Here is a 22,288-nt window from a genome sequence, read left to right as displayed (position 1 = left end):
TCAGAATTGATACCAGGGTGCTGTCCGCTCCGATCGGCCTCGGACTACCTCGAACGTGGGGCGTCTCGCGACCGGACAGATCACGTCTGGACTGCCCGTCGCCGAATCCGACGCGGGTACTCGTTTTGCGTTTGGACGTTTCGACGATATATCTTGACAATCACACAATGTTGTGTCGAATATCGAAACTATATCCTAGAAATAGCTGGTATTAGTAGTGTATAATCAGATAATATCGATCTAGCGACAACAATTATGATGTAGCAGACAGCACATGTTAGTGATTGACAACCAATGTCCGAGAAGATGCAGCGGACGGACGACGAACCCGTCGACGACGTCGACGCGGGCACCGTCACGGTCCGGTTGTGGAGTCGTCGGCCGGTCTGCGGACCGCGAGCGACGGTCATCGATAGACTCACCGAACTCCGTGCCGCGGGCGTCCTCGACGACGTGGAGATCCAGACCTGGCCCGAGGAGATCGCCGTCTCGGAGCACAGCGTGCACAGCGACGTTCTCGACACCGTCGAGCGGTACGAAACCTGGGCGAGCGAACGGGGACTCAGCCTCCGGCCGCCGTTCGAGACGCGCACCTCGTCGCTGCTTGTCGGCGGGAGCAAGGAGGTGCTCCGCACCCCGATGCTGGTGGCGGCCGCCTACGAGGGGGACGAACTGGTCGGCGTCTACCCCTGTACGGACGGGGAGGCGACCTGGTCGATAACCGACTTCCTCGACGCGCTAGACGGCGGCCTCACCGAGCTGCCACACGAGACCCCAGCCTGACGCCGCTGGCCCTCCGACGGCCGACGCCCGTGCGGTAGTCCCACTCATCTGCCGCCCACTCGCCGTCGTCCCGCGCCCCAGCCGCGACCGCACTTAGTCTCGACCGGGGCGACAACGCGGGAGCGAAAACGGTATCACTCAGCGATACCACCGGCCGATACGATGGAGTCCGTCACGCTGTATCGCGCGCCGACGGCCGTGGTCGACGCCGACGCGATCGCCGCGTGGCTCGACGAGCGTATCGACGCCGCCGTCGCCGTCCGGGACCGATTCCTCTCGCTGTACGGCGACTCGGACCTCGCCGAGTCGTTCGCCGAGGCACGCGTCCTCTCGCCCCACGAGCGGGAGACGGGCAACACGATGCTCGGCGTCGTTCGCTACGAGGAGCGAGCGCTGGACTCGCCCGAACGCGCGGGCGGCGTCATCTACGACGGACTGGCGGTCCAGCGAGCGCTCCACGAGCGACTCCCCGCCGACGAGCGCTCGCTCGACCACCTCCACGTCCCGCTGCTGGACCGCGTGCTCGGGACCTGGGGCGACCACGACGGCCGCTGGCACAAGCGGGTGACCGTCCTCGGCCAGCCCGCGCTGGTCTCCGTGCCGGGGCTGTACGAAGCGCCGGCCAAGCCCGAACAGTACTACAAGGAACAGCAGAAGCACGCCCTCCGCTCCGGCGACGCGCCGCCCCGCGAGGTGCTCGAACAGGCGGTCGAGGGCGACTTTCTGGTGGCCGACGACCCGCGCACGACCGACGCGCTGAAGGGCTACGTCCTGCAGGCGTTTCACTACCTCGCCACCGGCGAGGCGTTCTGCGACGACGAAACCTGTCGGCTCCACAATCCCCACCGCCAGCCCGGCGTCGTCGACGCCCAGTTACGAGGCCCCGAGTTCTGTCCGCGCCACGCCGAGCGCTATCGGCGCTAGACCGTCGGACCGAAGTCGTCCATGACGGCGCGGACGAGTTTCGCCTCGGCGCGCTGGAGGTGGTCGCTGACCGTCGCGGGGGCACACCCCAGCTCGGCGGCCACGTCCTCGTGGGTCGCACCGCGAGGCCGGTCGTAATATCCCAGGGCGAGGGCCGTCCTCACGGCCTCGCGCTGACGCTCGCTGAGTCTGGACGCCGGCCGCGCCAGTCCGTCGCTGACGGCGCTAATGCTGTCCAGCCGTACGTCGATTGGCGCTGGCGCGTCGTCGAGGGCGTCCTGCAGCGGCCCCGCTTCGCCGACCACGCGACAGGAGACCGTGCCGTCGCGATAGATGAGCGGCTTGAGGACGACGAGGCCGAGCCGCGTGCCGGCGTCGTGTATCGCGTCGAACATCGGCATCGACAGCGGCCGATTCTCGACGAGTGCGTACGTCCGTCGCCGCTCGACACCCGAGAGCGTCACCGATTCGACGCCGGGCGTCGAGGGCGCGCGGTCGACGAACCGGGTCGCGTCGCCGTCGATGGCAAACAGCACGGTATCACACCCTTCGGGGGTGCGGTTCCAGTCGACGATGCGCGACTCCTCGATTTCGGGATCGTTCGCCAGCAGGTCGAAGAACTCCGGCGCGTAGTCGGGCGGTATGCGAGCGGTGACCCGGAGATGTTTCATGCCCGAAGTGTGCCGGAACCGTCACATAAATCCACCTCTCATACGTCACAGAACGCTCTCGGTACCGGCGAGCGACCACTCTGACGGCGATGACGAAACCGAAACAGCGACGTGTCGCGAACGATCCCGACCGGCCGGCCGCCGCGTCGACGGCGGCGATACGCGTCGACGGCCTCCGCGTCACCTACGCGGACGGAACGACGGCCGTCCGGGACGTGTCGCTCACCGTCCCTCGCGGTGAGTTCTTCGGGTTCCTCGGGCCGAACGGTGCTGGCAAGACGACCGCCGTCAAGGTGTTGGCGACGCTGCTGGAACCGACCGAGGGCGAAGTCGTCGTCAACGGCCACGACGCGACCGCGGCGCAGACGGCGGTCAGGGAGACCATCGGATACATGGCACAGGACGTGAGTGTCGACGCGGAACTGACCGCGCGGGAGAACGTCGCGTTCGCCTGCGAGGCCTACGGCGTCCCGCGCGGTCGGCGAGCGGAGCGAATCGAGGAACTGCTCGAACTCGCGGACCTCGGTGACGTCGCCGACACGCCCGCCGAACGGTTCTCGGGCGGGATGAAGAAGCGACTCGACGCCGTGACGGCCCTCGTCCACGATCCGGACCTCGTCTTCCTCGACGAACCGACGACGGGGATGGACCCGAAGGCGCGAAACCGCCTGTGGGATCACTTCCGCCGACTCAACGAGACGGGGACCGCGATATTCCTCACGACCCAGTATCTCGAAGAAGCCGACGCGCTCTGTGACCGCGTCGCCGTCCTCCGGGACGGCCGCATCGCCGCGACGGGGTCGCCCGCCGAACTGAAGCGCCGCGTCGGCGGTCAGATACTCGAAGTCGACGTGGACGGCGGCCGTGAGACCGCCGAAACGGCGGCCGACGTGGCCCGCGAGGGGACGCGCTTCGGTCCGGACGCGACGGTCGAAACCGTCGACGACACGGTTCGGGTGACGACGACGGACGCCGCCGAGCGCGGCACGGACTACCTGCTTGCGCTCCGCGAGGCGGGCGTCGCCGTGACCGGGTTCGACGTGGACGAACCGACGCTCGACGACGTTTTCTTCGCCATCGCGGACGGGCGAACCGATGGCTTCGACGCCGGGGACGACGGCGAGACGGGGCCGGGACCGTCCGGAGGGACACGATGAGTTTCGCGGGCGTCGACGCCGGTCCGTCGCGGTCGGCCGGAAACGCCTTCGTCGGGGACATCTGGGTCAACTTCAAACGGTGGACCCGGAAGGCGATTCGGAATCCGACAGTCGTCTTCCTCGAACTCTTCATGGCGGTGTTCTCCCTGCTGATGTTCACGGCCGTCTTCGGCGACGTCGGCACCCTCGCTCTCGAACGGGCCGGGTTCGAGAGCGTCAGCTACCTTCCTTTCGTCCTCCCCGCGGCCGTCGTCCAGGTGTCGATGTCGTCCTCGCTCTCCTCTGGCCTCGGACTGGTCGAGGACCTCCAGACGGGGATGTTCGAGAAGGTGACCGTCTCGCCGATGCGCTGGACCGCCGTCTTCGCCGGCAAGGCCGCCGCCGAACTGTTCCGCCTCGTCTGTTACGTGTTCGTCATCTTCGGCCTCGGACTGGCGATGGGCGCCACCGTCGAGACCGGACTCGTGGGGCTGTTCGGCATCGCCCTCGTCTGTGTCCTCTTCGCGCTCTGGTACATGGCGCTCTCGAACGCCGTCGCGGTGGCGACCCGGGACGAGGAGACGCTCGACGCCGTCGGGAACCTCCTGCTGTTCCCGCTTCTGTTTCTCTCCTCGGCGTTTCTCCCCGCGTCCTCGCTGCCAGAGTCGGTGCAGGTGGTCGCCACGGTCAATCCGGTCACCTACGGCGTCGACGCGATTCGAGCGCTGGTCCTCGGTCGGGACGTGCTGACAGTCGTCGAGGTGACGGCGTTCGGCGGCGTCTACGACACCCTCGTGCCGGCGCTCGCGGTTCTCTGTGCGCTCGATGTCGTCTTCGGTGCCGTCTCCGTCTGGCTCATGGGTCGAGCGACGGGATCCGCGGTGGCGTGACCGGGCCGCCCTGCCCCCTCTCCGCCCGCCGAATCCGCTGGAAGCGTTTCGGCCCTCCCGGTGCCCGCCGGAACCCGCGTGCGCTACGCGACGGTCCCGCTGAGCAGGCCGACGAACCCGCCGGCCATCGTCTCGTAGCGCCGGTCGACCGTCCGCTCGGTGAGTCGCTCCCGGGCCGCGGCCACCCGGCGCTCGAACGCGCTGGCGTGGGATCGCCGCGACAGCCGCGTCCCCGGCGCTGAGAGCCTGACGAACCCCTCGAACGCGACGTTCAGCGGCGCGGCGAGCGCGCTCGGACTCCGCTGGAAGTTCAGCAGCGCGACCCGTCCCCCCGGGCTGACGCTGTCGCACCACGCGTCGACGGCCGCCGCGGGGTCCTCGAAGATGCCGGCGACGAACGTCGCGAGCACGGCGTCGACGTCCCTGATCGGTGGTCGAGCGGCGTCCGCACGGACGTAGTGAACGCGCTCGCCGGTTCGCTCCGGGCGTTCCCGCGCCCGGTCCAGCATCTCTCGGGTCACGTCGACGCCGACAACTCGCCCCGTCGGGCCGACGCGGTCGCGGAGGACCGGCACGTTCGCCCCGGTCCCACAGCCCATCTCGACGACGGTGTCGCCGGGCGAGAGCGCGAGGGCGTCCGCGGTCCGCTCGCGCCACGACGAGACGCCCGGCGCGCTCGCGAGTCGGTCGTAGACGGCGGCCCACCGGCCGTAGAAGGACTGCGCGTCGGTCACAGGATCTCGCGCGCCGTCTCGGCGACCGACGCGGCGTCGTCGCCGAGCAGGTACACCACCGGTTCGATACCCATCGCGCCAGTCTGATACAGCGCGTCCGCGTCGGGGTCGTCGGCCAGCGCGGCCGCGACGGCGGTCTCGACGCTCTCGTCGGCATCGAACTCGACGACCGTGTAGCCCGCGTCCGCCAGCGCGGCCACGACTGCCTCGTCGTATCGGACGTTCAGCACCGCGCGGGCGTCGTTTCCGGCCGCCCGCGCCGCGAGCAACAGCGTGGCCACGTGCTCGCTGACGCCGAACTCCGGGTCGGCCGGGATGGTCGCTCGCCCCTTCACGTCGAGGATGCGGCCGGGGACCGCCGCCACGTCCTCGATGCCCGCCGCGTCGGGGAGACACTGGACGAGGTTCGACCCGACCGCCGGGATGAGCGTCGCGAAGCCGCTGGTGTTCTCCAGCACCGAGAGCCCGCGGCGGACCGAGGCGAGCGTCTGCTCGGCCGTCCGGAGCGTCGAGTCGGGGTCGTGGACGGCGAAGTCGTCGTACGCCGACAGCTCCGGGACGGCGTCCTCGTGGAGTTGTGCCAGCGCGCCGCCCTGTTCCAGTTCGCGGATGAACACCTCGGTCTCGACGAGCGCCTGGACGGGGCTCATCTCTCCCTCGGCCAGCCCGTCGGCCAGCCGCTCGACCAGTTCGTTCAGGCCGCGGTGGTCGAGCAGAGCCGCGTGGCGCTCCACGTCGCCGTGGACGTACTTCGAGACGGCGCTCTGGCTGATTCCCAGCAGGCCGGCGACCTCGGACTGGGTCAGCCCGCGCTCTCTGAGCGCGTCGGCCAGCAGCGAGCGAAACGTCGGCAGGAAGTCGTCGACGACGATCTCCTCGACGAAGCGCATCTATCGCCGCCCTCCGTCGTGGCTTGTCCCGCTCATTGGTCGCCTCCGAACTCACTCGCTCGAACCCAATACTCACGGCCCGCTCGCAGTGCTCGCGGCCCGCTCATTGGTCGCCTCCGAACTCGCGATCTCCCTGTATCTTGCTCGCTTGCGGCCCCGTCTGGCCCTGATACTTCGAGCCGCGCTCGGCCCCGTACGGGCGGTCGGCGGGCGTCTTGAGTTCCGTGAAGGTGAGCTGCGAGATACGCATTCCGGGTGTGAGCGCGACCGGCGCGGTGCCGAGGTTCGAGAGTTCGAGCGTGATCTGGCCCTCGTACCCGGGGTCACAGAGTCCGGCCGTCGCGTGCACCACGATCGCCAGACGGCCGAGCGACGACCGCCCCTCGACGTGGGCGATGAGGTCGTCGGGGATGGCGACGCGCTCGTGGGTGGTCCCGAGTACGAAGTCGCCGGGGTGGAGGATGAACTCCCCGTCCTCCTCGACGATGGTCTCGTCGACGTAGTCCGCGACCTCGTCCTCGGAGTTCGGGTGGATACACGGGATGTTGGCGTGCTGGAACTCCAGGAACTCCCGGCCCAGCCGCAGGTCGACGCTGGCGGGCTGGATCTGGATGTCCGGGTCGTCGAGCGGCTCGACGACGAGGTCGCCCTCCTCGAGCCGCCGCAGAATATCCGCGTCTGAGAGTATCATGAGAGTGGCGTTTGCGGCCGTAAGCCTAAACTTGGTGTTTGGCGACGCGAACGCGAGCGGCTCGGCTCCGCCGACGCACTCGGGCGTCTCCGGCACGTCTTCGGCCACGGCGTATGTACTCTGTGGTATGTGCAACCGTGCAGGTACTCCGACGGGCGTTTAAGTCCGGGTGTCTATGACAGGGTATGAAGCAGGCTATCGTCGCGCGGGCCGACATCGGGATGGGCGAGGGCAAGCTCGCCGCGCAGGTCGCCCACGCCTCCCTGTCGGCGTACGAGGACGCCGGTCGGAAGCCCCGGAAGGCCTGGAAGGGCGAGGGGCAGAAGAAGGTCGTCCTGAAGGCCACCAGCGAGTCCGAGCTGTTCGAGCTCGCTGACGTGGCCGAGCGCGAGGGCCTGCCGCATGCGGTCGTCCGCGACGCCGGCCACACACAGCTCGATCCCGGGACCGTCACGGCGCTGGCCGTCGGCCCCGCTCAGGACGAGCTAGTGGACCGCGTCACCGGCGACCTGCCGCTGTACTGAGGGCAGTCGGCATCCGCGATAGGTCTATATAAGAGTAACCCTAACCTCAGGTGAACAACAGACACTACACATCATGCAAGGAAACGAACAACAGGCGTACGACCGCGGGATCACCATCTTCTCGCCGGACGGGCGCCTCTACCAGGTCGAGTACGCACGGGAAGCCGTAAAGCGCGGGACCGCGAGCGTCGGCGTCCGCACCGCGGACGGCGTCGTCATCGCGGCCGACCGCCACGCCCGGTCGCCGCTCATCGAGCGCGACAGCATCGAGAAGATCCACGAGATCGACTCCCACGTCGGCGTCGCGAGCGCCGGTCACGTGGCCGACGCGCGCCAGCTCATCGACGTGGCGCGTCGCCAGGCACAGGTCAACCGCCTGCGCTACGACGAGCCGGCGTCGGTCGAGTCGCTCACGAAGGAGATAACCGACTACATCCAGCAGTACACCCAGACGGGCGGCGCACGCCCGTTCGGCGTCGCGCTGCTCGTCGCGGGCATCGAGGACGGCCAGCCGCGGCTGTTCGAGACGGACCCGTCGGGGACCCCCTACGAGTGGCAGGCCGTCGCCATCGGCGGCTCGCGCGAGGACATCCAGTCGTTCCTCGAAGACGAGTACGCCGAGGAGATGGACCTCGAGGGCGGTATCGAACTCGCGCTCCGGGCGCTCGCGTCGGTCAACGACGAGGGCCTCGACGCCACGGGCGTCGACATCGCCACTATCGACGTGGAGTCCGAGCAGTTCGAGAAGCTCTCGGAGGAGGACATCGCCGAGCGCCTCGAAGAGTTCGAACTCGGAGGTGAGAACTGATGTACGACCCCGAGAACCGGCTCACCGACGCCTACGAGCCCGAAGTCGGGACCCTCCCCAACGAGGACGAGGGCCGCGACGAGGAGAACGTCGTCAAGACCGGGACCACGACCGTCGGCCTCTCGACCGAGGACGGCGTCATCATCGCCACGGACCGGCGCGCCTCGCTGGGCGGCCGCTTCGTCTCGAACAAGCAGGTCACGAAGGTCGAGCAGATCCACCCGACGGCCGCGATGACGCTGGTCGGCAGCGTCGGCGGCGCGCAGTCGTTCATCCGCTCGCTGCGTGCGGAGGCCGACCTCTACGAGGTCCGCCGGGACGAGCCGCTCTCCATTCACGCACTGGCGACGCTCGCGGGTAACTTCGCCCGCGGCGGCCCGTACTTCGCTATCAACCCCATCGTCGGCGGGGTCGACGAAGAGGGCAGCCACGTCTACAGCATCGACCCGGCCGGCGGCGTCCTCCAGGACGACTACACCGTCACCGGCTCCGGGACGATGGTCGCGACGGGGACCATCGAGGGCCAGTACGAGTCCGAGATGACCCTCGAAGAAGCGCGCTCGCTCGCCATCCGGGCGGTCGAGGCCGCCGCCGAGCGCGACACCGGCTCCGGCAACGGCGTCGTCATCGCCGAGATCACCGCCGAGGGCGTCGAGGTCGACGCCTTCGACGACTACGAGTCGGCGTCGTAAGCCGTCTTTTTTCGCTCGCGTGACGACGCTCGCGCGGCCGGTTCCGTTTCACTCCCGTGGGACGACGCGCATCGGGTAGTCCGACTGGCGCATGATGTCCTGGGCGACGCTGCCAAAGAGCAGCCGGTCGGTCCGGCTGCGCTTGCGGACGCCGATGACCAGTTCGTCGGCGTCGACCTCCTCTGCGATGTCGAAGATGTCGGTCGCCGGGCTGTTCCCCCGGATGATCTGGTAGGTCTCGACCGTCGCGAGGTCGTCGAGCCGGTCGGGAACGACCTCCAGTGCGGTCTTCCCGTCCGCGATGGCCCGCTCGGACGTGTTCGCACCGCCGCGCTGTGAGTTGACAGCGTAGACGACGTCGTCGGCGTCGAGCACCGTTTGCAGGTACGAACACAGCGTTTCGCTGACCGAGACGGCGTTCGTCGCGAGCACGAAGGTCGTCATGTCCCCGTTCCCGTGGGCCTGAATAATAAGTATGTCCTACGTTACCATGCGTCAGCGGCAGATCGGCCGGCTACCGCTCGCTGACCACGAGCCAGCAGACGGCGGCGAAGACGGCGAGGACGAGGCAGATCGAGCCCCACGCGAGCGCCGCGAACGCCGTCGGGCCGAGGGCCGCCAGCACGACGAGACTCATCGCTCGCGCCCCCCGTCGGCCATCGGCTCGTCCAGCGAGCGAACCTCGCGCCCGAGCGCCTCCAGATCGGCGTCCGCGTTACCGAGTGCGGTTGCGACCGCGGTCAGGGCCGCCGAGACGAGTGTCGCCCCGGCGAACGCGAACAGGAACGACGGCGCCGGCAGTGCGCTCCCGAGCCCTGAAATCGCGGCGAGCAGGCCCCGGAGCGTCGGGAAGTACGCGAACCCGACGACCAGGCCCGCCAGGCCAGCGACGATCGCGCCCGGGCCGGTGAGCCGCTCGGTGTACAGCCCCGCGAGGAACGGGACGAACACGCCGGCGGCGAGCAGGTCGGCCGTCAGGAACAGCTGGAGGACGCTGTAGCCCTGCGCGCCGATGAACATCGCGCCGAGCGCGACGGCGACCGTCAGGCCGCGCCCGCCGAGCCAGAGGGTCCGCTCGTCCGGGTCGTCGAGCACGCGGGCGAGGTCGGCGGTGACCACGCTGGCGATGGCGTTGAACATCGTGTCGGCGGAGCTCATCACGAGCAGGACGGCGAGGACGACGACGGCGAGCGTGACCCCCGCGGGGAACGCCTCGGCCAGCACGAGGAAGAAGGCGATGCTCGCGGAGCCAGATTCGGTGAGGCCCAGCCCCGCCGCGGCGATGCCGAACAGGCCGGAGAGCACGAGCATGGGGACGACGACCACCGCGGCGAGGCCCATCCCGCGGCGGAGCGAGCGTTCCCCGTCGGCGGCGTAGACGCGCTGCCAGACGCCCTGGTTCAGCATGTTCGCGCCGAGCAGGGCGAAGGCGACGTACAGTCCGAACTCCAGGCCGGGGCCGAACGCGGGGTCCAGCAGCACCGGGTCGGCCGACACCGCCGCGGCGTGGAGTTCGCCCGCGCCGCCCAGCGACAGCAGCGCGCCTGCAAAGCCCACCGCGAGCAGCGGGAGGATGACCAGCGTCTGGACGGTGTCCGTGACGATGCTCGCGAGCAGGCCGCCGTAGGTGGTGTACAGCAGGACGAACCCGCCGACGAGCAGGGCGGTCTGCCAGTGGGGCACGCCGGCGACGAACGCCAGCGCGCCGGCGATGCCGGTCATCTCCGCGGCGAGGAAGACGAACATGTAGAACACCGACACCCCGAGGACGAACACGTACATCCCGGTCCCGAAGCGGGCGTAGGCGAACTCCGTCAGCGAGTGGCCGGCGGGCATCACCTCGCGGATGCGCGCGCCGACGGGAACGAACAGCGCGAGCGGGATGGCGCTCCCGATAGCGTAGCCGAGCACGGCCGGGAGCCCGCCGAATGCGGCTCCCGCCTCCGCCGGGCTGAACAGGATCCAGACGCCCATCATCGACGCGATGACGGTCGCGGCGAGCGTCCCGCTCCCCGCGGAGTCGCGCGCCGAGATGTACGTCTCCACCGAGTCGACGCGACCGCGCGAGGCCAGCAGGCCGACGCCGGTGAAAGCGAGGACCGTCACCGCCGTCGCGGCGAGCACGACCGTCGCGGAGACCATCTACGGGCTCACCTCGCGCTCGTCCGCGGCCGCGTCGGAGGCCGACTCGAAGAACTGCACTTCGAGTTCGACGGTCCGGTCGAACAGCGCCGCGACGCGGGCCTCCCGCCGGGGCGAGAGCGTCGGCCCGACGGCGTCCAACTGGCCGCGGAGCCAGTCGACGAACGCCCGAAACGGGGGAACGGCGTGGAGGTCGACCCACTCCGCGAAGTAGAAGGGCAGGCCCATCCCGGCGCTCGGCGGCCCGTCGGCGTCCGGGTCGCCGTGGCGCTCGGCGGCGGCCGTCGCCCACGACTCGTAGACCCATTCGGCGGGCACCAGCACGGCCAGCGTCTCCGCGTACCCGCCCTCGCGGGCGGCGCGCCCGAGCAGGTCGAGGAACTGCGCCGTCACGGCCGAGGGTTCGGGATTCTGCCAGCGCGAGTCGTCGACGCCCAGCGCGGCGAACGAGCGCTCGAAGTAGTCGTCCTCCTCGTCGGTCACCGTGTCGAGGAACTCGACGAGGCGGCGCTTCGCGGCCATGTCGGGGACCTGCCCGACGGCGTAGCCGAACGTCCCGACGAGTTCGCCGACGAAGGCGTAGTCCTGCACCAGGTAGTGCGCGAAGGCGGCCTCCGAGAGCGTGCCGGCCCCGAGTTCGCGGACGAAGCGATGGTCGACGGCGGCGTCCCACGCGGTTCGGTCACGGTCGCGGAGCCATTCAGTGAAGCGCGGATCGTCGACGCCCGCGGCGTAGTCGGCGTACGTCTCGCCGCCGCTCATAGCTCCCACCCCTCCTGCGTGTAGGCCATCTCCCAGAAGCGGTGTTCGAGCTTCGCGCTCGTCAGGAACGCCTCCTCCATGGCGTCGTGTTGCCCGGGGTAGCGGTCGCCACAGCGATCGACGTACGCGCGACACCAGTCCGTCGCCTCGCGGAACTCCGCGCCGGTGTACATCTCGATGAACGGCGTGTAGCGGTGCTCCTCCTCGGCGAGGTCGGCCATGTGCTCGGCCACGTCGAGGTAGCCCTGCATGCACGGATAGAGCGCGGCGGCGATCTCGGCCTCGTGACCCTCGTAGGCCGTCCGAACGAGGAAGTTCGTGTAGGCGAGGCAGGTCGGCGCTTTCTCCGTCGTCTCCAGTTCGGACTCGGAGATGCCGTAGTCGGCCGCGAACTCCCGGTGGAGATCCATCTCGGTGTCGAGCACCTGGTGGGCCACGCCCAGCAGGTGCGTCATGGTCTCTTCCTCGCGGGCCGTCGCGCCGGCGAGCGCGAACAGCCGCGCGTAGTCCTGGAGGTAGCGGTAGTCCTGTCTCACCCAGTGCCGGAAGGCCCCCTCGTCGAGCGTGCCGGCGGCCAGTTCCCGGACGAACGGGTGGGCCTTCTGGGCGGCCCAGATGTCCGCGCCCGCGTCGAGCAATCGGTCGCTGAATGCCATTGGTGGCCGAGCCAACGCGCTCCCTCGTGTTATAGCCTTCTAATATAACTGGGTTGTAGGTCGGTGAGCGGGGCCGACGGCCGGCAGGGTACTTGTGGCCGGGGCGTCTCACGTGGGGTAATGACACTGCAGTTGCCGAGCGAGATCGTCGTCGAGCGGTTCCTGCCCACGGCTCGCGCGATGCTCGCGGCGGAACTCGACGCGGAGGGGTGGACCCAACAGGAGATCGCCGACCAGCTCGGCGTCACGCAGGCCGCGGTGAGCAAGTACAAGAGCGGCGACGTCTCCGTCGAGGACCGGTTTCGTGAGGACCCCCGAATGCGCCAGACCATCGAGCGCATCGCAGCGGGGCTGGCCGCCGACGAGATGGACGAGTACGAGGTGCTCGACGAACTGCTCGCGCTCGTCGCCGAGTTCGAGGACCGCGGCCCCATCTGTGCGGTCCACGAGGAAGAGATGCCGGCCCTCCAGGGGATGGGCTGTGACCTCTGTGTGCGAGGCACGGACGCCGCGGTGCTCGAAGAGCGGACCGTCCTCTCCTCGGTTCGGCGGGCGACGCGCCTGCTCTCTGACGCCGCCGTCGTGGTCGCCGCCATCCCGAACGTGGGGATGAACGTCGGGATGGCGTTGCCCGACGCCGACGACGCGCTCGACGTGGCGGCGGTCCCCGGCCGCATCCACGACCTCCGGGGCCGCGTGAACGTCCCGTCGAACCCGGAGTTCGGGGCCTCCGAGCACGTCGCCGGGACGATTCTGGCCGCGATGGCCGTCGACCCGACGCGCCGGGCCGCGCTCAACGTCGTGACTGACGAGGCGGTCCTCGACAGCGCCCGCGAGCGCGGCGTCGAGCCCCTGCAGTTCGACGCCGGCTACGAGGACCGGGCCGACCGCCTCGAAGCGGCGTTCCGCGAACGCGGGGCCGTCCCGCGGGTCATCTACCACGAGGGCGCGTTCGGCGTCGAACCCATCACTTACGTCTTCGGCGAGACGGCGGTCGACGCGGCCGAGTTCGCCGTCGAATTGCTGGCAGACGCGGCCGAGTAGCCGTCGAATTGCTGGCGGACACACCCCGTGGCCGCCGCCGGGTCGCGGACCGACGCGGGCGACGCGGCGGCCTCAGAACCAGCCGGTCTCGGGGTCGATGGGGTTGTTCGGCTCCTCGCCCCGGAGGACGCGCAGCACGTCCTCGGTCACCGTCTCGGTCAGTTCCGCCCGCGACTCCTCGGAGTACCACGCGACGTGGGGGCTACAGACGACGCTGTCGAGGTCGTGCAGCGGCGACTCGCCGGGCGGCTCCGAGGCGCGAACGTCGAGCCCCGCGCCGGCGATGTCGCCGTTCGTCAGGGCGTCGTACAGCGCGTCCTCGTCGACGAGGCCGCCCCGGGCCGTGTTCACCAGCAGCGCGTCGTCGCGCATCCGGTCGAACGCGCCGGCGTCGAACAGCCCGCGCGTCTCGTCGGTCAGCGGGGCGTGGACCGAGACGACGTCCGACTCGGTCAGCACGGTCTCGAAGTCGACCTTCTCGACGCCGAGGTCCCCCATCCGGTAGGCCGGGACGTACGGGTCGTAGGCGATCACGTCGACGTCGAAGCCACGGAGCTTCGCGGCGAACCGGCTCGCCAGTTTGCCGAAGGCGACGAGGCCGACGGTCTGGCCGGCGAGGCGGTGCATCGGCTGGCCGACCGCCCACTCCCACTCCCCGTCCTTCACCGAGCGGTCGAACGTGGGAATCTTCCGCAGGCAGGCCAGCATGAGCGCGAAGGCGTGGGTCGACACCTCCTCGACGGAGTAGTCGGGGACGTTGAGGACCGTGACGCCGGCGTCGGTCGCCGCGCGCACGTCGATGTTGTCGACGCCGATGCCGGCCCGGCCGACGACCTCTAGCGAGTCCGCGGCGTCGACGACCTCGGCGGTGACCTGCGTCCCGGCGTCCACGATCAGCGCGTCCGCGTCGGCGACCGCCTCGGCCACGGCCGCCGGCTCCTTCGCGTCGGTCGTCTCGACCGTCGCGTCCACCGCGTCGAGCACGGCCGCCCGCGTCGCTTCGTCCATGACTTTCGTGTCCGAGACCACGACTCGATGTGTCATACCGTGGCGTTCCGGTCGGGTCGAAATAAACCCACCTCACGCGGCGGGGGCGACGCTCCTCGCTCGCCGGTTCTCCCGGCTATATGGTGAGCGCGACGGTACCGCTAGCCGATGGCTACCGACACCGACGCCGCCGAGGAGGGCGTCGACCTGCTCGACTCCTTCCGGCAGTTCTTCGCGCTAGAGCGGGACGTGCTGGTCCTCTCGCTGTCGATGCTGGCGTTCAGCCTCGCCTTCCAGATGACCAGCCGGTACGTCCCGGAGTACATGCGCGTGCTGGGGGCCAGCGCGGGCGTCATCGGCCTCTACGGGAGTGTCGGGAACTTTATCAGCGCGGTGTACCCCTACCCCGGCGGGGCGGTCTCGGATCGCGTCGGCTCGCGCCTCGCGCTCACCGCCTTCGCGACGCTGGCGACGCTCGGATTCGGGGTCTGGTACCTCGCGAGCGTCGTCGGAGACGTCACCGTCGGCGCGTGGACGCTCCCGGCGTGGTGGCTGGTGTTCCTCGGCCTCTTTCTCGCACAGGCCTGGAAGTCCTTCGGGCTGGGCGCGACCTTCGCCATCGTCAAGCAGAGCGTGCCGCCCGAGCGGCTGGCGATGGGCTTTGCCAGCACCGAAGTGTTCCGGCGCATCGGCTTCCTCGTCGGGCCGCTGGCCGCCGCGGCGCTGCTCGCCACCACCGCGACGTTCGTCGGCGGCTTCCAGCGCGTCCTCTTGCTCGCCGTCGCCTGCGGACTCGTCGCCACGGTCGCCCAGCACCTGCTGTACGACGCGAGCGAGGACTCCATCGGCAAGTCGTTCGAAGGCGTCGCACAGGTCGTTCGCGACCTGCGGACGATGCCGGCGACCCTGCGGCCGCTGCTGGTCGCCGACACGCTCATCCGGTTCGCCAACGGGATGGTGTACGTCTTCTTCGTCATCGTCGTCACCGACTTCCTCGCGGTCGGTTTCACCGGCTTCGGCGTCTCGTTGCGCCCGGACGCCTTCTTCGGCGTCCTCCTCGGCGTCGAGATGGTCGTCGCCGTCGTCTCGATGGCCCCCGTCTCGAAGTTCGCCGAGTGGGCCGGCCTCAAGCCCGCCGTCGCGCTGGGCTTTCTGGTGTACGCGACGTTCCCGCTCCTGTTGATCTTCGCCCCAAGCGACCAGTGGCTCGTCCTCCTGCTCTTTGCCTTCTCCGGCCTGCGCTTCGCCGGCCTGCCGGCCCACAAGGCGCTCATCGTCGGCCCGGCCGAGCGCGACGCCGGCGGCCGCGTCACGGGGACGTACTACCTCGTCAGAAACGTCGTCGTTATCCCGAGCGCCGCGCTCGGCGGCTGGCTCTACGGCAGCGAGTGGGCGGTGTCGGTCCGCGGGCTGGTGCTCCGGGCCGGCCCCGAACTCGCCTTCGGCGCGGCGACCGTCGTCGGTCTGGCCGGTGTCGCGTACTTCCTCGCGTTCGGCCGGGAGTTCGAGGCGTACGCCTGAACGGCCCTCACAGTGCCTCCCACTCCTCTTCCGGCGGGAGCTTCTCGCCGCAGCGCGGGCAGTACCGCATCGGCGCGCGCGTCTCCTGACCGTCCCTGTCGAACGTGATCCGTCGGCCGCAGTGCTCGCATGCTATCTTTGCCATCGTGGTGCTCACTGGTCGTCCGCCGTTCGACGACCTAGTCGTCTCTCCGGCCCCCAGTGTGGTAAGTCTGCGCACGAGAGGGCCGCGCCGACCGAGAGCGCCAGCCCTAAGCGTCGACCCGCGAACACCCCACCATGCGCGAGGCCCACCCCATCGAGCGGGCGGTCGGCATGGAGCACTACGTCAGCGACGCGGCGGGGGTGGGCGGTCGCCTCCGCGACAGGCCCGCGGACTTCCGCGTCCGGGAACTGGAGGCGTTCGACACCGAACCCGTCGACGCCGACACCGGCGCGTACCCCCACCTCGTTTTCCGGGCGGAACTGCGCAACTGGGACACCAACGACTTCGCGAGTCGCCTCTCGGACCGGCTCGGCATCTCCCGCGAGCGGGTGTCCTGGGCGGGGACGAAAGACAAGCGCGCTGTCACGACGCAGTTGTTCTCGGTGAAGGGAATCGACGCCGACGATCTCCCGGAGGTCGACGGCGCGACGATCGAGGTCGTCGGTCGCGCGGGCCGTCCCATTCTGTTCGGCGACCTCGCGGGCAACGCCTTCGAGATCGTCGTCCGCGACGCCGAGCGGGCCGAGAACGCCGCCGCGGTCGTGGCGGACCTGGCGGCCTTCGCCGGCGGAGCGGATCCGACCGCGGACGACGGGCCGACGGCCGCCGCCGACCTGCCAGACGGCGAGACGACGGTCGGCGTGCCGAACTATTTCGGCCAGCAGCGCTTCGGATCGCGCCGCCCGGTCACCCACGAGGTCGGGCTCGCCATCGCCCGCGGCGACTGGGAGGGCGCGGTCCTGGCGTACGTCGGCAACCCCCACGAACGCGAACCGGCGGCCACCCGCGAGGCCCGCGCCTACGCCGAGGAGACGCGCGACTGGGCGGGGGCGCTCGACAGGCTCCCCGGCGCGCTGGGCTACGAGCGCTCCATCTGTCACCGCCTCGTCGAGAACGGGGCCGACGAGCCCGCGGATTTCCGCGAGGCGCTCGAAGCCTTGCCGTCGAACCTCCAGTCGCTGTTCGTCAACGCCGCCCAGTCGTACGTGTTCAACCGGATCCTCTCGGAACGCCTGGAACGGGGTCTGCCGTTCGACCGCCCCGTCGAGGGCGACGTGGTGTGTTTCCGGGACGCCGACGCGCCGAGCGACCTCGCGGTGCCGGACCCCGACCGCACCCAGCGCGTCACCGCGAAGCGCCTGTCGACCGTCGAGCGCCACTGCGAGCGCGGCCGCGCCTTCGTCACCGCGCCGCTGGTCGGGACCGAGACCGACCTCGGCGACGGCGAACCGGGCGACATCGCTCGCGAGGTGCTCGACGACGTCGGCCTCGAACCCGGCGACTTCGACCTCCCGGGCGCGTTCGACAGCGACGGAACCTGCCGCGCGATACTGCTTCGGACCGAGCTCGGCGTCGACCGCGACGGCGACGACCTCACGTTCTCGTTTTCGCTGCCGAAGGGGAGCTACGCGACGGTCGTCCTTCGCGAGTTTCGGAAGGGCGACCCGGACGCGTGAAGCGGCGTTGGGGCCGGGCCGGACCGGCGCTCACCGGCCCCGCTCCCGCGAGTAGAAACGGGTAAGTCCGGTCGCCCGAGCAATCCGGTATGGGCGAGCTACCGGACGAGTTCTCGTGTACCATCACCGACTGGGAGTACATCTACGGGCTCTGTCGCGACGTGGCCGACGACGTGAAGGCCGCCGACTTCGAGCCCGACGTGGTCGTCGCGCTGGCCCGCGGCGGCTGGTTCGGCGGGCGCTGTCTCTGTGATTTCCTCGGGCTGGACGACCTGGCGAGCCTGAAGGTCGAACACTACGTGGGGACCGCCGAGAAGGGCGAGGAGGCGCAGATCCGCTATCCGCTGGCCGACGGAGCGGTCGCGGACAAGGACGTGCTCGTCGTCGACGACATCGCCGACACCGGCCAGTCCATCGAGACGGCCGCCGAGTGTGTCCGCGACCGGGACCCGAGCAGCGTTCGGACGGCGACGCTCCAGTTGCTCCAGACCAGCGACCACGAACCCGACTTCGTCGGCGAGCGCCTCGACGAGTGGGCCTGGGTCGTCTACCCGTGGAACTTCGTCGAGGACATGGTCGAACTCGTCGCCGGCGTCATGGAGAAGAGCGACCAGTCGGTCCACACCGAGGACGACGTGCGGCGACTGCTCCGGGAGCACCACGGCGTCTCGCGAACGGAGCTAGAGATCGCGCAGCCGAACCGACTGGACGAGGTCACGAGCGAGATGGAACGGCGCGGTGTCGTCGAATCGGCCGGCGACGGCTGGCGACTGCGCGAGAACTAACGAGCGCGAGCGCTGCTGCTATCGTCGCGGTTGCGGTTCTGCCGTCACCTCCGATTAGCGGTGGGTTCGTCCGTCGTCGCGGACGTACTCGAGCGCGCTGACGAACATCTCGGTGTCCACACGGTCACCTGACTCTTCGAGGCGCTCGCGGATCTTGGCCGGTGTCATGGTTACTGTTAACATATGACTCGGCGCGTGATAACTCTTTCTCACGTAACGACAGGTTCGGTTCGCGCCCGCTCGATGGCGGCCGCGGCGACGCTCGATGGCGGCCGCTGCGACACACGTTCGGTCGTCCGCGACTACGCGCGCTCGACGAACCGCGCGTCCGCGGAGGTGTGGCCGCGGTTGAACGAGAGAACCTTCGCGCGGATCACGTCGCCGGGCGAGACCGACGCGGGCACGTCGTCGGTGAACAGCACGAACCCCTCGACCTTCCCGACAGCGACCCGGTCGCCGGAGTGGTGGTCGGTGAACTCCGTGACGCCGAACTCGTAGACCTCGCCGAGTTCGACGGGCGGGTCGCGCTGCTGTGCGGCGTCGTGGGCGCGCTTGGACGCGCTGCGGTCTGTGAGGCGTCGCCGGAGGAGACCGCCGAGCGCGAGCACCGCGATTGCGCCCCCGGCGGCGGCGATCCAGACGAGTTGCATAGGTGGTCTCTCGGTCCGGGGGATAATACCGTTCGGGGATCAGAGTCCGAGTCGATCGCGCAGGCCACCCCCCGACTGCTCGGAGCCAGCGTCCGATTCGTCCGCGCCGTCCCAGTCCCCGGGAAGTTCGTCGGCGAGTTCGGCGACCTCCTCGTCGCTGAACCGCGGGTCTGTGGCCGCCTCGTCCAGCCAGTCCGCCCACTCTGCCGGCGTCAGCAGGCCCTCGGCGTCGGCCTCCCACTGATCGACGAGGGCCTCCCGGTCGCGAAACGGGATGTCCATACCGCTGTCGCCCCAGTACAGCGGGGAGAAGGCGAAGGCGTGGCTGTCGCCGTCGAGCCAGACGAGTCGGTACGGGTAGTCGTTGTAGTTGAACACGTCGTCCGGCGAGACCACGTCGCCGTTGGGCAGTTCCAGCGTCTCGGACATACGCCTCGATAGGAGCCTCGGCCCTTTCAGGATTCCGCGGGTGCGGACGCTGGCCCCGCGGGGCGATCGATGCTACGCGAGCGAGTCGCACAGCGCCCACTCGTCGGCCGCGGGGTCGAGGTTCGACGGCTCCGCGCCGCGGGTCGTCAGGACGCCGGCGTGGTAGTACATCGCCTTCAGCTGGAACACGGTGGGGGAGTGGTACACGCTCCCGTCGGTGAGCGCGTCTCGCCGAAGGTCGCCGTCTCCGGTCAGGACCCGCTGGCGAACGTCGTCGTCGCCGCGGAGGAACAACTCGACCGTGAACTCCGGATGCAGCGCGTGGAGGTACTCGACGAACTCGACGAGCGAGGGCGTCGCGTGACCGTCGCGGTGGAGGGCGTACAGTTCCTCGACGAGCAGTTGCGTCGCCGGGTAGCTGTAGACGATGCGTCGGACCAGTTCGCCCCACCGGGGTGCGACGTCGACGAACCGCTTCCGGGAGCGCTTCCAGTCCGCGAAGCCGTCGAGCGCGGCGTCGAGAGAGCCGGCCGTCCGCAGTGCGAAGCGAACGACCTCCCGACCGAGCGGCGTCAGCGCGAGGGTGTCGCGACCGTCGTCGACGAGGTTCAGGAAGGTCGCGCCGGCGACCGCCGAGTCGACCGCGCCGACTACCCGGTCTTCGACGAGCGCTCGCGTGTCGCCGTCGTGGGCGACCGCCAGCGGGACGCCGACGTAGTTCTTCGGGTGATTGAGGCCGAAGTTCCGGTCGGCGACGCCCTGGGCGCTCGCCTGGAACCGGATCGCCGAGGCGGCGTCAGTCGAGCCGTGGCCGACGACGCGCGGTCGTTCGAGCACCGTCACGACGCCGTCCGATTCGACGCCGAGGACGCCGACGTTGAGCTCGCGGGCCATCGTCCGCGCCGCCGTGGGGATGGCCGCACGCGGCGCGCTCACGAAGGCGACGTTGGCCTCGTTGAGCCGATCGTGGGCCTGGACGACGGCGCGCTCGGCGTCGACGGTCCCGTCTTCGGTGTACCCCTTCGCCTCGACGGCGATCAGCGGCGGGTCCTCGCCCAGTCGGTCGACGGCCAGCAGGTCCGACCCGAGCCGGTCGACGCCGACGAGGTCGGGGTAGCCCGTCCCGACCTGTACGTGGTTGAACGGGGCGAGCGCGTCCCGAACTGACTCGGAGATGGGCGTCTCGTCCAGCCAGCGCGCCTGTGCGAACTGCGTGTCGGCGACGACGTACGCGTCCGCGCCGCCGTCGAACAGCCTGTCCTTGGTCCGGGCGAGCACCTGCGGTTCGGCGAGCCCGTCCGCCGCGGTAGCCATGGCCGGCGTTCACACAGGACCGACATGAGTGTTGTCCACGACGGCGCGGTCGTCGGCATACCGGGCGCTCGTCGGCGGTCGACATACGAACGTGACCGGAGCAGAAACGACGGCGGTCGATCGGGGACGACCGCCACAGGAGCGAGTGGGAATGTCGATGCGGTCGTCAGTACTCGTGGAGCGGGCGCTGTCGGATCTTCGTCCGGAGTTCCGCGAGCGAGGGCTCGTCCTCGCCGACGAACTGCTGACAGACGGTGTGGACCTCCTCGCGGGAGATCTTGACGTTGCCCTGCTCGATCACGTCCGCGGGCCGCTCGCGGAGTTCGCGGATGGTCCCCACGGCCAGCAGGAACGGGATGGCCCACGCCGACAGCGTGTTGCCGCGGGTCTCGGGCATGGCTTCGAGCCACTGGTGGGCGTCGTCGAGGTAGCCCTCGGCGCGCTGGGTGACCTGCTCGATGACCGGGACCAGCGAGTCGACGTTCTCGGGATTCCCCACGTCGCTGTGGTCGAGTCCCTGCTCGTCGAGCAACTCCAGCGGGAGGTAGACGTTGTTCTCCTCTTCCATGTCGGTCGCGGCGTCTTTGGCGACGTTGACGAGCTGGAGCAGGAGTGCGAACGAGCGGGCGTTCTCCTCCATCTGTGCCACCTGCTCGTCGGAGGCCTCGTGAGAGACGAGGCCGGTGACGAGCGTCCCGACTGTTCCGGCGGCGTACCAGCAGTACTCCTCGAGCTCGTCGAGCGTCTTGATGCGCAGGCCGCCGGCGTCGGCGTAGCGGTCGACGAACATCGCCATGCCGTCGACGAGCTCCCGGACCGGTCCGCGGATGGCCCGCGTGGAGTGGTCGTCGAGCGTGCGGAACACGTCGACGACGCGGCCGGCGTTCGCGACGACCTCCCAGTCGGCGTCCGTCGTCGCCGGGATCCACTCTCCGACGGCGTCGTGAAACGCCGCCATGGAGGTCCCGTTCGACGGTTCGAGGACGCGGCTGTACGTCCGGAGCAGTTCGGCCTGGACCGCTGGCGGCAGGTGACCGGCGTCTTCGATCGTATCGGCGACGCGACAGAGGAGATAGCCCAGACAGATGTCCCGGGCCATCGGTTCGTTGAGTTCCGAAATCGTCAGACTAAACGTCCGCGACACGCGGTGAACGGCATCGTAGCACCACTCGACGTCTTCCGAAGACGACCGGCCTGTGTGGTTTTGAGACATTCCCGACACCCGGGGTAGGGCATACGATGATAAAAATGGGGTGGCTACAACGTCGGTCGCCGACCGCGCTCGACGGGCCGGTCCGACAGAATCACCTGTTCCGAGTCCGAACGACGAGTATGGTTGCCCGACAGAGCGGGAGGGTCCGGACGTGAACGCCCAGGACGCGGTCGTGCTAACGCTTTCGGTCATCGCCGTCGTCGTGCTCCCGGGGCTGGCGAACTGGGCGCTCAGCACGCTCGGTCGGCCGTGGCTCGGAAGCGCCGTCTGGGCGCTGGGCTACGGGCTCGGCGTCGTGTTCCTCTGGTACGAGTGGATCCGCCCGCTGGACATCACCGGTCCCGAGGGCGTCGAGCGGAGCGAGGACGCCCGCGACTAGC

Annotated in this window: 27 protein-coding genes; 12 read left to right on the top strand and 15 right to left on the bottom strand. The window is 69.5% G+C overall.

The window, feature by feature from the left end; translation table 11 throughout:
• Positions 1-306: 306 nt before the first annotated feature.
• Positions 307-783, top strand: a complete 477-nt coding sequence (locus ACOZ4I_RS12280) for an HTH domain-containing protein (RefSeq protein ID WP_423999931.1) — start codon at positions 307-309, stop codon at positions 781-783.
• A 162-nt stretch (positions 784-945) separates the two neighbouring features.
• Complete coding sequence (locus ACOZ4I_RS12275) at positions 946-1,707, top strand: DUF7001 family protein (RefSeq protein WP_423999929.1); 762 nt, start codon at positions 946-948, stop codon at positions 1,705-1,707.
• Here ACOZ4I_RS12275 and ACOZ4I_RS12270 read toward each other — a convergent pair.
• The gene (locus ACOZ4I_RS12270; protein WP_423999927.1) at positions 1,704-2,378 is read right to left on the bottom strand and encodes a helix-turn-helix domain-containing protein; all 675 of its coding nucleotides are present in this window, start codon (positions 2,376-2,378) and stop codon (positions 1,704-1,706) included. The genes ACOZ4I_RS12275 and ACOZ4I_RS12270 overlap by 4 nt on opposite strands.
• Positions 2,379-2,467: 89 nt before the next feature.
• Here ACOZ4I_RS12270 and ACOZ4I_RS12265 point away from each other — a divergent pair, with 89 nt between their 5' ends.
• Together ACOZ4I_RS12265 and ACOZ4I_RS12260 are read left to right on the top strand one after the other, a co-directional pair.
• Positions 2,468-3,535 carry an ABC transporter ATP-binding protein gene (locus tag ACOZ4I_RS12265; protein WP_151103664.1) on the top strand — a complete coding sequence of 356 codons (1,068 nt, stop codon included), beginning with the start codon at positions 2,468-2,470 and terminating at the stop codon, positions 3,533-3,535.
• On the top strand, positions 3,532-4,404 hold the full coding sequence (locus ACOZ4I_RS12260) for an ABC transporter permease (RefSeq protein WP_423999925.1): 873 nt from the start codon (positions 3,532-3,534) through the stop codon (positions 4,402-4,404). Before ACOZ4I_RS12265 ends, ACOZ4I_RS12260 begins: the two co-directional genes overlap by 4 nt.
• Positions 4,405-4,487: 83 nt before the next feature.
• Here ACOZ4I_RS12260 and ACOZ4I_RS12255 read toward each other — a convergent pair whose 3' ends face one another.
• From ACOZ4I_RS12255 to dcd, 3 genes are all read right to left on the bottom strand, one after another.
• Complete coding sequence (locus tag ACOZ4I_RS12255) at positions 4,488-5,138, bottom strand: class I SAM-dependent methyltransferase (RefSeq protein WP_423999923.1); 651 nt, start codon at positions 5,136-5,138, stop codon at positions 4,488-4,490.
• Positions 5,135-6,028, bottom strand: coding sequence for a thiamine-phosphate synthase family protein (locus ACOZ4I_RS12250; RefSeq protein ID WP_423999921.1), 894 nt, complete (start codon positions 6,026-6,028; stop codon positions 5,135-5,137). The genes ACOZ4I_RS12255 and ACOZ4I_RS12250 overlap by 4 nt, the downstream gene beginning before the upstream one ends.
• 103 nt (positions 6,029-6,131) lie before the next feature.
• Complete coding sequence (dcd, locus tag ACOZ4I_RS12245; protein WP_423999919.1) at positions 6,132-6,719, bottom strand: dCTP deaminase; 588 nt, start codon at positions 6,717-6,719, stop codon at positions 6,132-6,134.
• Positions 6,720-6,904: 185 nt separating this feature from the next.
• Here dcd and pth2 point away from each other — a divergent pair, with 185 nt between their 5' ends.
• From pth2 to psmB, 3 genes are all read left to right on the top strand, one after another.
• Positions 6,905-7,243 (top strand): peptidyl-tRNA hydrolase Pth2, encoded by a 339-nt coding sequence (pth2, locus tag ACOZ4I_RS12240; protein ID WP_423999917.1) that lies wholly within the window; start codon positions 6,905-6,907, stop codon positions 7,241-7,243.
• 73 nt (positions 7,244-7,316) lie between these two features.
• On the top strand, positions 7,317-8,051 hold the full coding sequence (gene psmA / locus ACOZ4I_RS12235; protein WP_423999915.1) for an archaeal proteasome endopeptidase complex subunit alpha: 735 nt from the start codon (positions 7,317-7,319) through the stop codon (positions 8,049-8,051).
• The gene (gene psmB / locus ACOZ4I_RS12230; protein ID WP_423999913.1) at positions 8,051-8,743 is read left to right on the top strand and encodes an archaeal proteasome endopeptidase complex subunit beta; all 693 of its coding nucleotides are present in this window, start codon (positions 8,051-8,053) and stop codon (positions 8,741-8,743) included. The genes psmA and psmB overlap by 1 nt, the downstream gene beginning before the upstream one ends.
• A 48-nt stretch (positions 8,744-8,791) precedes the next feature.
• On the opposite strand, the gene ACOZ4I_RS12225 is transcribed toward psmB, so the two are convergent.
• The 5 genes from ACOZ4I_RS12225 to tenA form a co-directional block, all read right to left on the bottom strand.
• Positions 8,792-9,187 (bottom strand): universal stress protein, encoded by a 396-nt coding sequence (locus ACOZ4I_RS12225; protein WP_423999911.1) that lies wholly within the window; start codon positions 9,185-9,187, stop codon positions 8,792-8,794.
• A gap of 70 nt (positions 9,188-9,257) precedes the next feature.
• Positions 9,258-9,380, bottom strand: a complete 123-nt coding sequence (locus tag ACOZ4I_RS12220) for a hypothetical protein (protein ID WP_423999909.1) — start codon at positions 9,378-9,380, stop codon at positions 9,258-9,260.
• Positions 9,377-10,885, bottom strand: coding sequence for a sodium:solute symporter family transporter (locus ACOZ4I_RS12215; RefSeq protein ID WP_423999907.1), 1,509 nt, complete (start codon positions 10,883-10,885; stop codon positions 9,377-9,379). The genes ACOZ4I_RS12220 and ACOZ4I_RS12215 overlap by 4 nt, the downstream gene beginning before the upstream one ends.
• Positions 10,886-11,647: a TenA family protein gene (locus ACOZ4I_RS12210; RefSeq protein ID WP_423999905.1), complete on the bottom strand. Its 762-nt coding sequence runs from the start codon at positions 11,645-11,647 to the stop codon at positions 10,886-10,888.
• A complete protein-coding gene (gene tenA, locus ACOZ4I_RS12205) occupies positions 11,644-12,303 on the bottom strand; it encodes a thiaminase II (protein ID WP_423999903.1) in 660 nt (219 codons plus the stop codon). Before tenA ends, ACOZ4I_RS12210 begins: the two co-directional genes overlap by 4 nt.
• Positions 12,304-12,423: 120 nt before the next feature.
• Between tenA and ACOZ4I_RS12200 the strand changes: the two genes are divergently transcribed.
• Entirely contained in the window at positions 12,424-13,347 is a 924-nt protein-coding gene (locus ACOZ4I_RS12200) for a thiamine-phosphate synthase family protein (protein WP_423999901.1), read from the top strand.
• A 72-nt stretch (positions 13,348-13,419) separates the two neighbouring features.
• Here the strand turns inward: ACOZ4I_RS12200 and ACOZ4I_RS12195 are convergent, their stop codons facing one another.
• Complete coding sequence (locus ACOZ4I_RS12195; protein WP_423999899.1) at positions 13,420-14,391, bottom strand: C-terminal binding protein; 972 nt, start codon at positions 14,389-14,391, stop codon at positions 13,420-13,422.
• Between the two features lie 111 nt (positions 14,392-14,502).
• On the opposite strand from ACOZ4I_RS12195, the gene ACOZ4I_RS12190 reads away from it, so the two are divergent.
• The gene (locus ACOZ4I_RS12190) at positions 14,503-15,855 is read left to right on the top strand and encodes an MFS transporter (RefSeq protein WP_423999897.1); all 1,353 of its coding nucleotides are present in this window, start codon (positions 14,503-14,505) and stop codon (positions 15,853-15,855) included.
• 7 nt (positions 15,856-15,862) lie between these two features.
• Here the strand turns inward: ACOZ4I_RS12190 and ACOZ4I_RS12185 are convergent, their stop codons facing one another.
• On the bottom strand, positions 15,863-16,000 hold the full coding sequence (locus ACOZ4I_RS12185; protein WP_423999895.1) for a hypothetical protein: 138 nt from the start codon (positions 15,998-16,000) through the stop codon (positions 15,863-15,865).
• A gap of 134 nt (positions 16,001-16,134) precedes the next feature.
• On the opposite strand from ACOZ4I_RS12185, the gene truD reads away from it, so the two are divergent.
• The gene (gene truD / locus ACOZ4I_RS12180) at positions 16,135-17,517 is read left to right on the top strand and encodes a tRNA pseudouridine(13) synthase TruD (protein ID WP_423999893.1); all 1,383 of its coding nucleotides are present in this window, start codon (positions 16,135-16,137) and stop codon (positions 17,515-17,517) included.
• A gap of 89 nt (positions 17,518-17,606) precedes the next feature.
• A complete protein-coding gene (locus ACOZ4I_RS12175) occupies positions 17,607-18,302 on the top strand; it encodes a phosphoribosyltransferase (RefSeq protein WP_423999891.1) in 696 nt (231 codons plus the stop codon).
• 302 nt (positions 18,303-18,604) lie between these two features.
• Here ACOZ4I_RS12175 and ACOZ4I_RS12170 read toward each other — a convergent pair whose 3' ends face one another.
• From ACOZ4I_RS12170 to ACOZ4I_RS12155, 4 genes are all read right to left on the bottom strand, one after another.
• Positions 18,605-18,952, bottom strand: a complete 348-nt coding sequence (locus ACOZ4I_RS12170) for a TRAM domain-containing protein (protein ID WP_423999889.1) — start codon at positions 18,950-18,952, stop codon at positions 18,605-18,607.
• A 39-nt stretch (positions 18,953-18,991) separates the two neighbouring features.
• Positions 18,992-19,381, bottom strand: coding sequence for a hypothetical protein (locus ACOZ4I_RS12165; protein ID WP_423999887.1), 390 nt, complete (start codon positions 19,379-19,381; stop codon positions 18,992-18,994).
• Between the two features lie 72 nt (positions 19,382-19,453).
• On the bottom strand, positions 19,454-20,695 hold the full coding sequence (locus tag ACOZ4I_RS12160; RefSeq protein ID WP_423999885.1) for a hypothetical protein: 1,242 nt from the start codon (positions 20,693-20,695) through the stop codon (positions 19,454-19,456).
• Positions 20,696-20,861: 166 nt separating this feature from the next.
• Positions 20,862-21,908, bottom strand: a complete 1,047-nt coding sequence (locus ACOZ4I_RS12155; RefSeq protein ID WP_423999883.1) for a phytoene/squalene synthase family protein — start codon at positions 21,906-21,908, stop codon at positions 20,862-20,864.
• Positions 21,909-22,059: 151 nt separating this feature from the next.
• On the opposite strand from ACOZ4I_RS12155, the gene ACOZ4I_RS12150 reads away from it, so the two are divergent.
• On the top strand, positions 22,060-22,287 hold the full coding sequence (locus tag ACOZ4I_RS12150) for a hypothetical protein (protein ID WP_423999881.1): 228 nt from the start codon (positions 22,060-22,062) through the stop codon (positions 22,285-22,287).
• Position 22,288 lies beyond the last annotated feature (1 nt).

This window comes from Haloarcula salina (genome assembly GCF_049603855.1).
GTDB classification, from domain to species: Archaea; Halobacteriota; Halobacteria; order Halobacteriales; family Haloarculaceae; genus Haloarcula; species Haloarcula salina_A.
This window is presented reverse-complemented; position numbering and strand designations above follow the sequence as displayed.

Excerpts from the sequence above, each read along its gene's own strand:
- ACOZ4I_RS12280 (WP_423999931.1), top strand. The coding sequence starts at position 307 with ATGCAGCGGACGGACGACGAACCCGTCGACGACGTCGACGCGGGCACC.
- ACOZ4I_RS12275 (WP_423999929.1), top strand. The coding sequence starts at position 946 with ATGGAGTCCGTCACGCTGTATCGCGCGCCGACGGCCGTGGTCGACGCC.
- ACOZ4I_RS12270 (WP_423999927.1), bottom strand. The coding sequence starts at position 2,378 with ATGAAACATCTCCGGGTCACCGCTCGCATACCGCCCGACTACGCGCCG.
- ACOZ4I_RS12265 (WP_151103664.1), top strand. The coding sequence starts at position 2,468 with ATGACGAAACCGAAACAGCGACGTGTCGCGAACGATCCCGACCGGCCG.
- ACOZ4I_RS12260 (WP_423999925.1), top strand. The coding sequence starts at position 3,532 with ATGAGTTTCGCGGGCGTCGACGCCGGTCCGTCGCGGTCGGCCGGAAAC.
- ACOZ4I_RS12250 (WP_423999921.1), bottom strand. The coding sequence starts at position 6,028 with ATGCGCTTCGTCGAGGAGATCGTCGTCGACGACTTCCTGCCGACGTTT.
- dcd (WP_423999919.1), bottom strand. The coding sequence starts at position 6,719 with ATGATACTCTCAGACGCGGATATTCTGCGGCGGCTCGAGGAGGGCGAC.
- pth2 (WP_423999917.1), top strand. The coding sequence starts at position 6,905 with ATGAAGCAGGCTATCGTCGCGCGGGCCGACATCGGGATGGGCGAGGGC.
- psmA (WP_423999915.1), top strand. The coding sequence starts at position 7,317 with ATGCAAGGAAACGAACAACAGGCGTACGACCGCGGGATCACCATCTTC.
- psmB (WP_423999913.1), top strand. The coding sequence starts at position 8,051 with ATGTACGACCCCGAGAACCGGCTCACCGACGCCTACGAGCCCGAAGTC.
- ACOZ4I_RS12225 (WP_423999911.1), bottom strand. The coding sequence starts at position 9,187 with ATGACGACCTTCGTGCTCGCGACGAACGCCGTCTCGGTCAGCGAAACG.
- ACOZ4I_RS12220 (WP_423999909.1), bottom strand. The coding sequence starts at position 9,380 with ATGAGTCTCGTCGTGCTGGCGGCCCTCGGCCCGACGGCGTTCGCGGCG.
- ACOZ4I_RS12215 (WP_423999907.1), bottom strand. The coding sequence starts at position 10,885 with ATGGTCTCCGCGACGGTCGTGCTCGCCGCGACGGCGGTGACGGTCCTC.
- ACOZ4I_RS12210 (WP_423999905.1), bottom strand. The coding sequence starts at position 11,647 with ATGAGCGGCGGCGAGACGTACGCCGACTACGCCGCGGGCGTCGACGAT.
- tenA (WP_423999903.1), bottom strand. The coding sequence starts at position 12,303 with ATGGCATTCAGCGACCGATTGCTCGACGCGGGCGCGGACATCTGGGCC.
- ACOZ4I_RS12200 (WP_423999901.1), top strand. The coding sequence starts at position 12,424 with ATGACACTGCAGTTGCCGAGCGAGATCGTCGTCGAGCGGTTCCTGCCC.
- ACOZ4I_RS12195 (WP_423999899.1), bottom strand. The coding sequence starts at position 14,391 with ATGACACATCGAGTCGTGGTCTCGGACACGAAAGTCATGGACGAAGCG.
- ACOZ4I_RS12190 (WP_423999897.1), top strand. The coding sequence starts at position 14,503 with ATGGCTACCGACACCGACGCCGCCGAGGAGGGCGTCGACCTGCTCGAC.
- ACOZ4I_RS12185 (WP_423999895.1), bottom strand. The coding sequence starts at position 16,000 with ATGGCAAAGATAGCATGCGAGCACTGCGGCCGACGGATCACGTTCGAC.
- truD (WP_423999893.1), top strand. The coding sequence starts at position 16,135 with ATGCGCGAGGCCCACCCCATCGAGCGGGCGGTCGGCATGGAGCACTAC.
- ACOZ4I_RS12175 (WP_423999891.1), top strand. The coding sequence starts at position 17,607 with ATGGGCGAGCTACCGGACGAGTTCTCGTGTACCATCACCGACTGGGAG.
- ACOZ4I_RS12170 (WP_423999889.1), bottom strand. The coding sequence starts at position 18,952 with ATGCAACTCGTCTGGATCGCCGCCGCCGGGGGCGCAATCGCGGTGCTC.
- ACOZ4I_RS12165 (WP_423999887.1), bottom strand. The coding sequence starts at position 19,381 with ATGTCCGAGACGCTGGAACTGCCCAACGGCGACGTGGTCTCGCCGGAC.
- ACOZ4I_RS12160 (WP_423999885.1), bottom strand. The coding sequence starts at position 20,695 with ATGGCTACCGCGGCGGACGGGCTCGCCGAACCGCAGGTGCTCGCCCGG.
- ACOZ4I_RS12155 (WP_423999883.1), bottom strand. The coding sequence starts at position 21,908 with ATGTCTCAAAACCACACAGGCCGGTCGTCTTCGGAAGACGTCGAGTGG.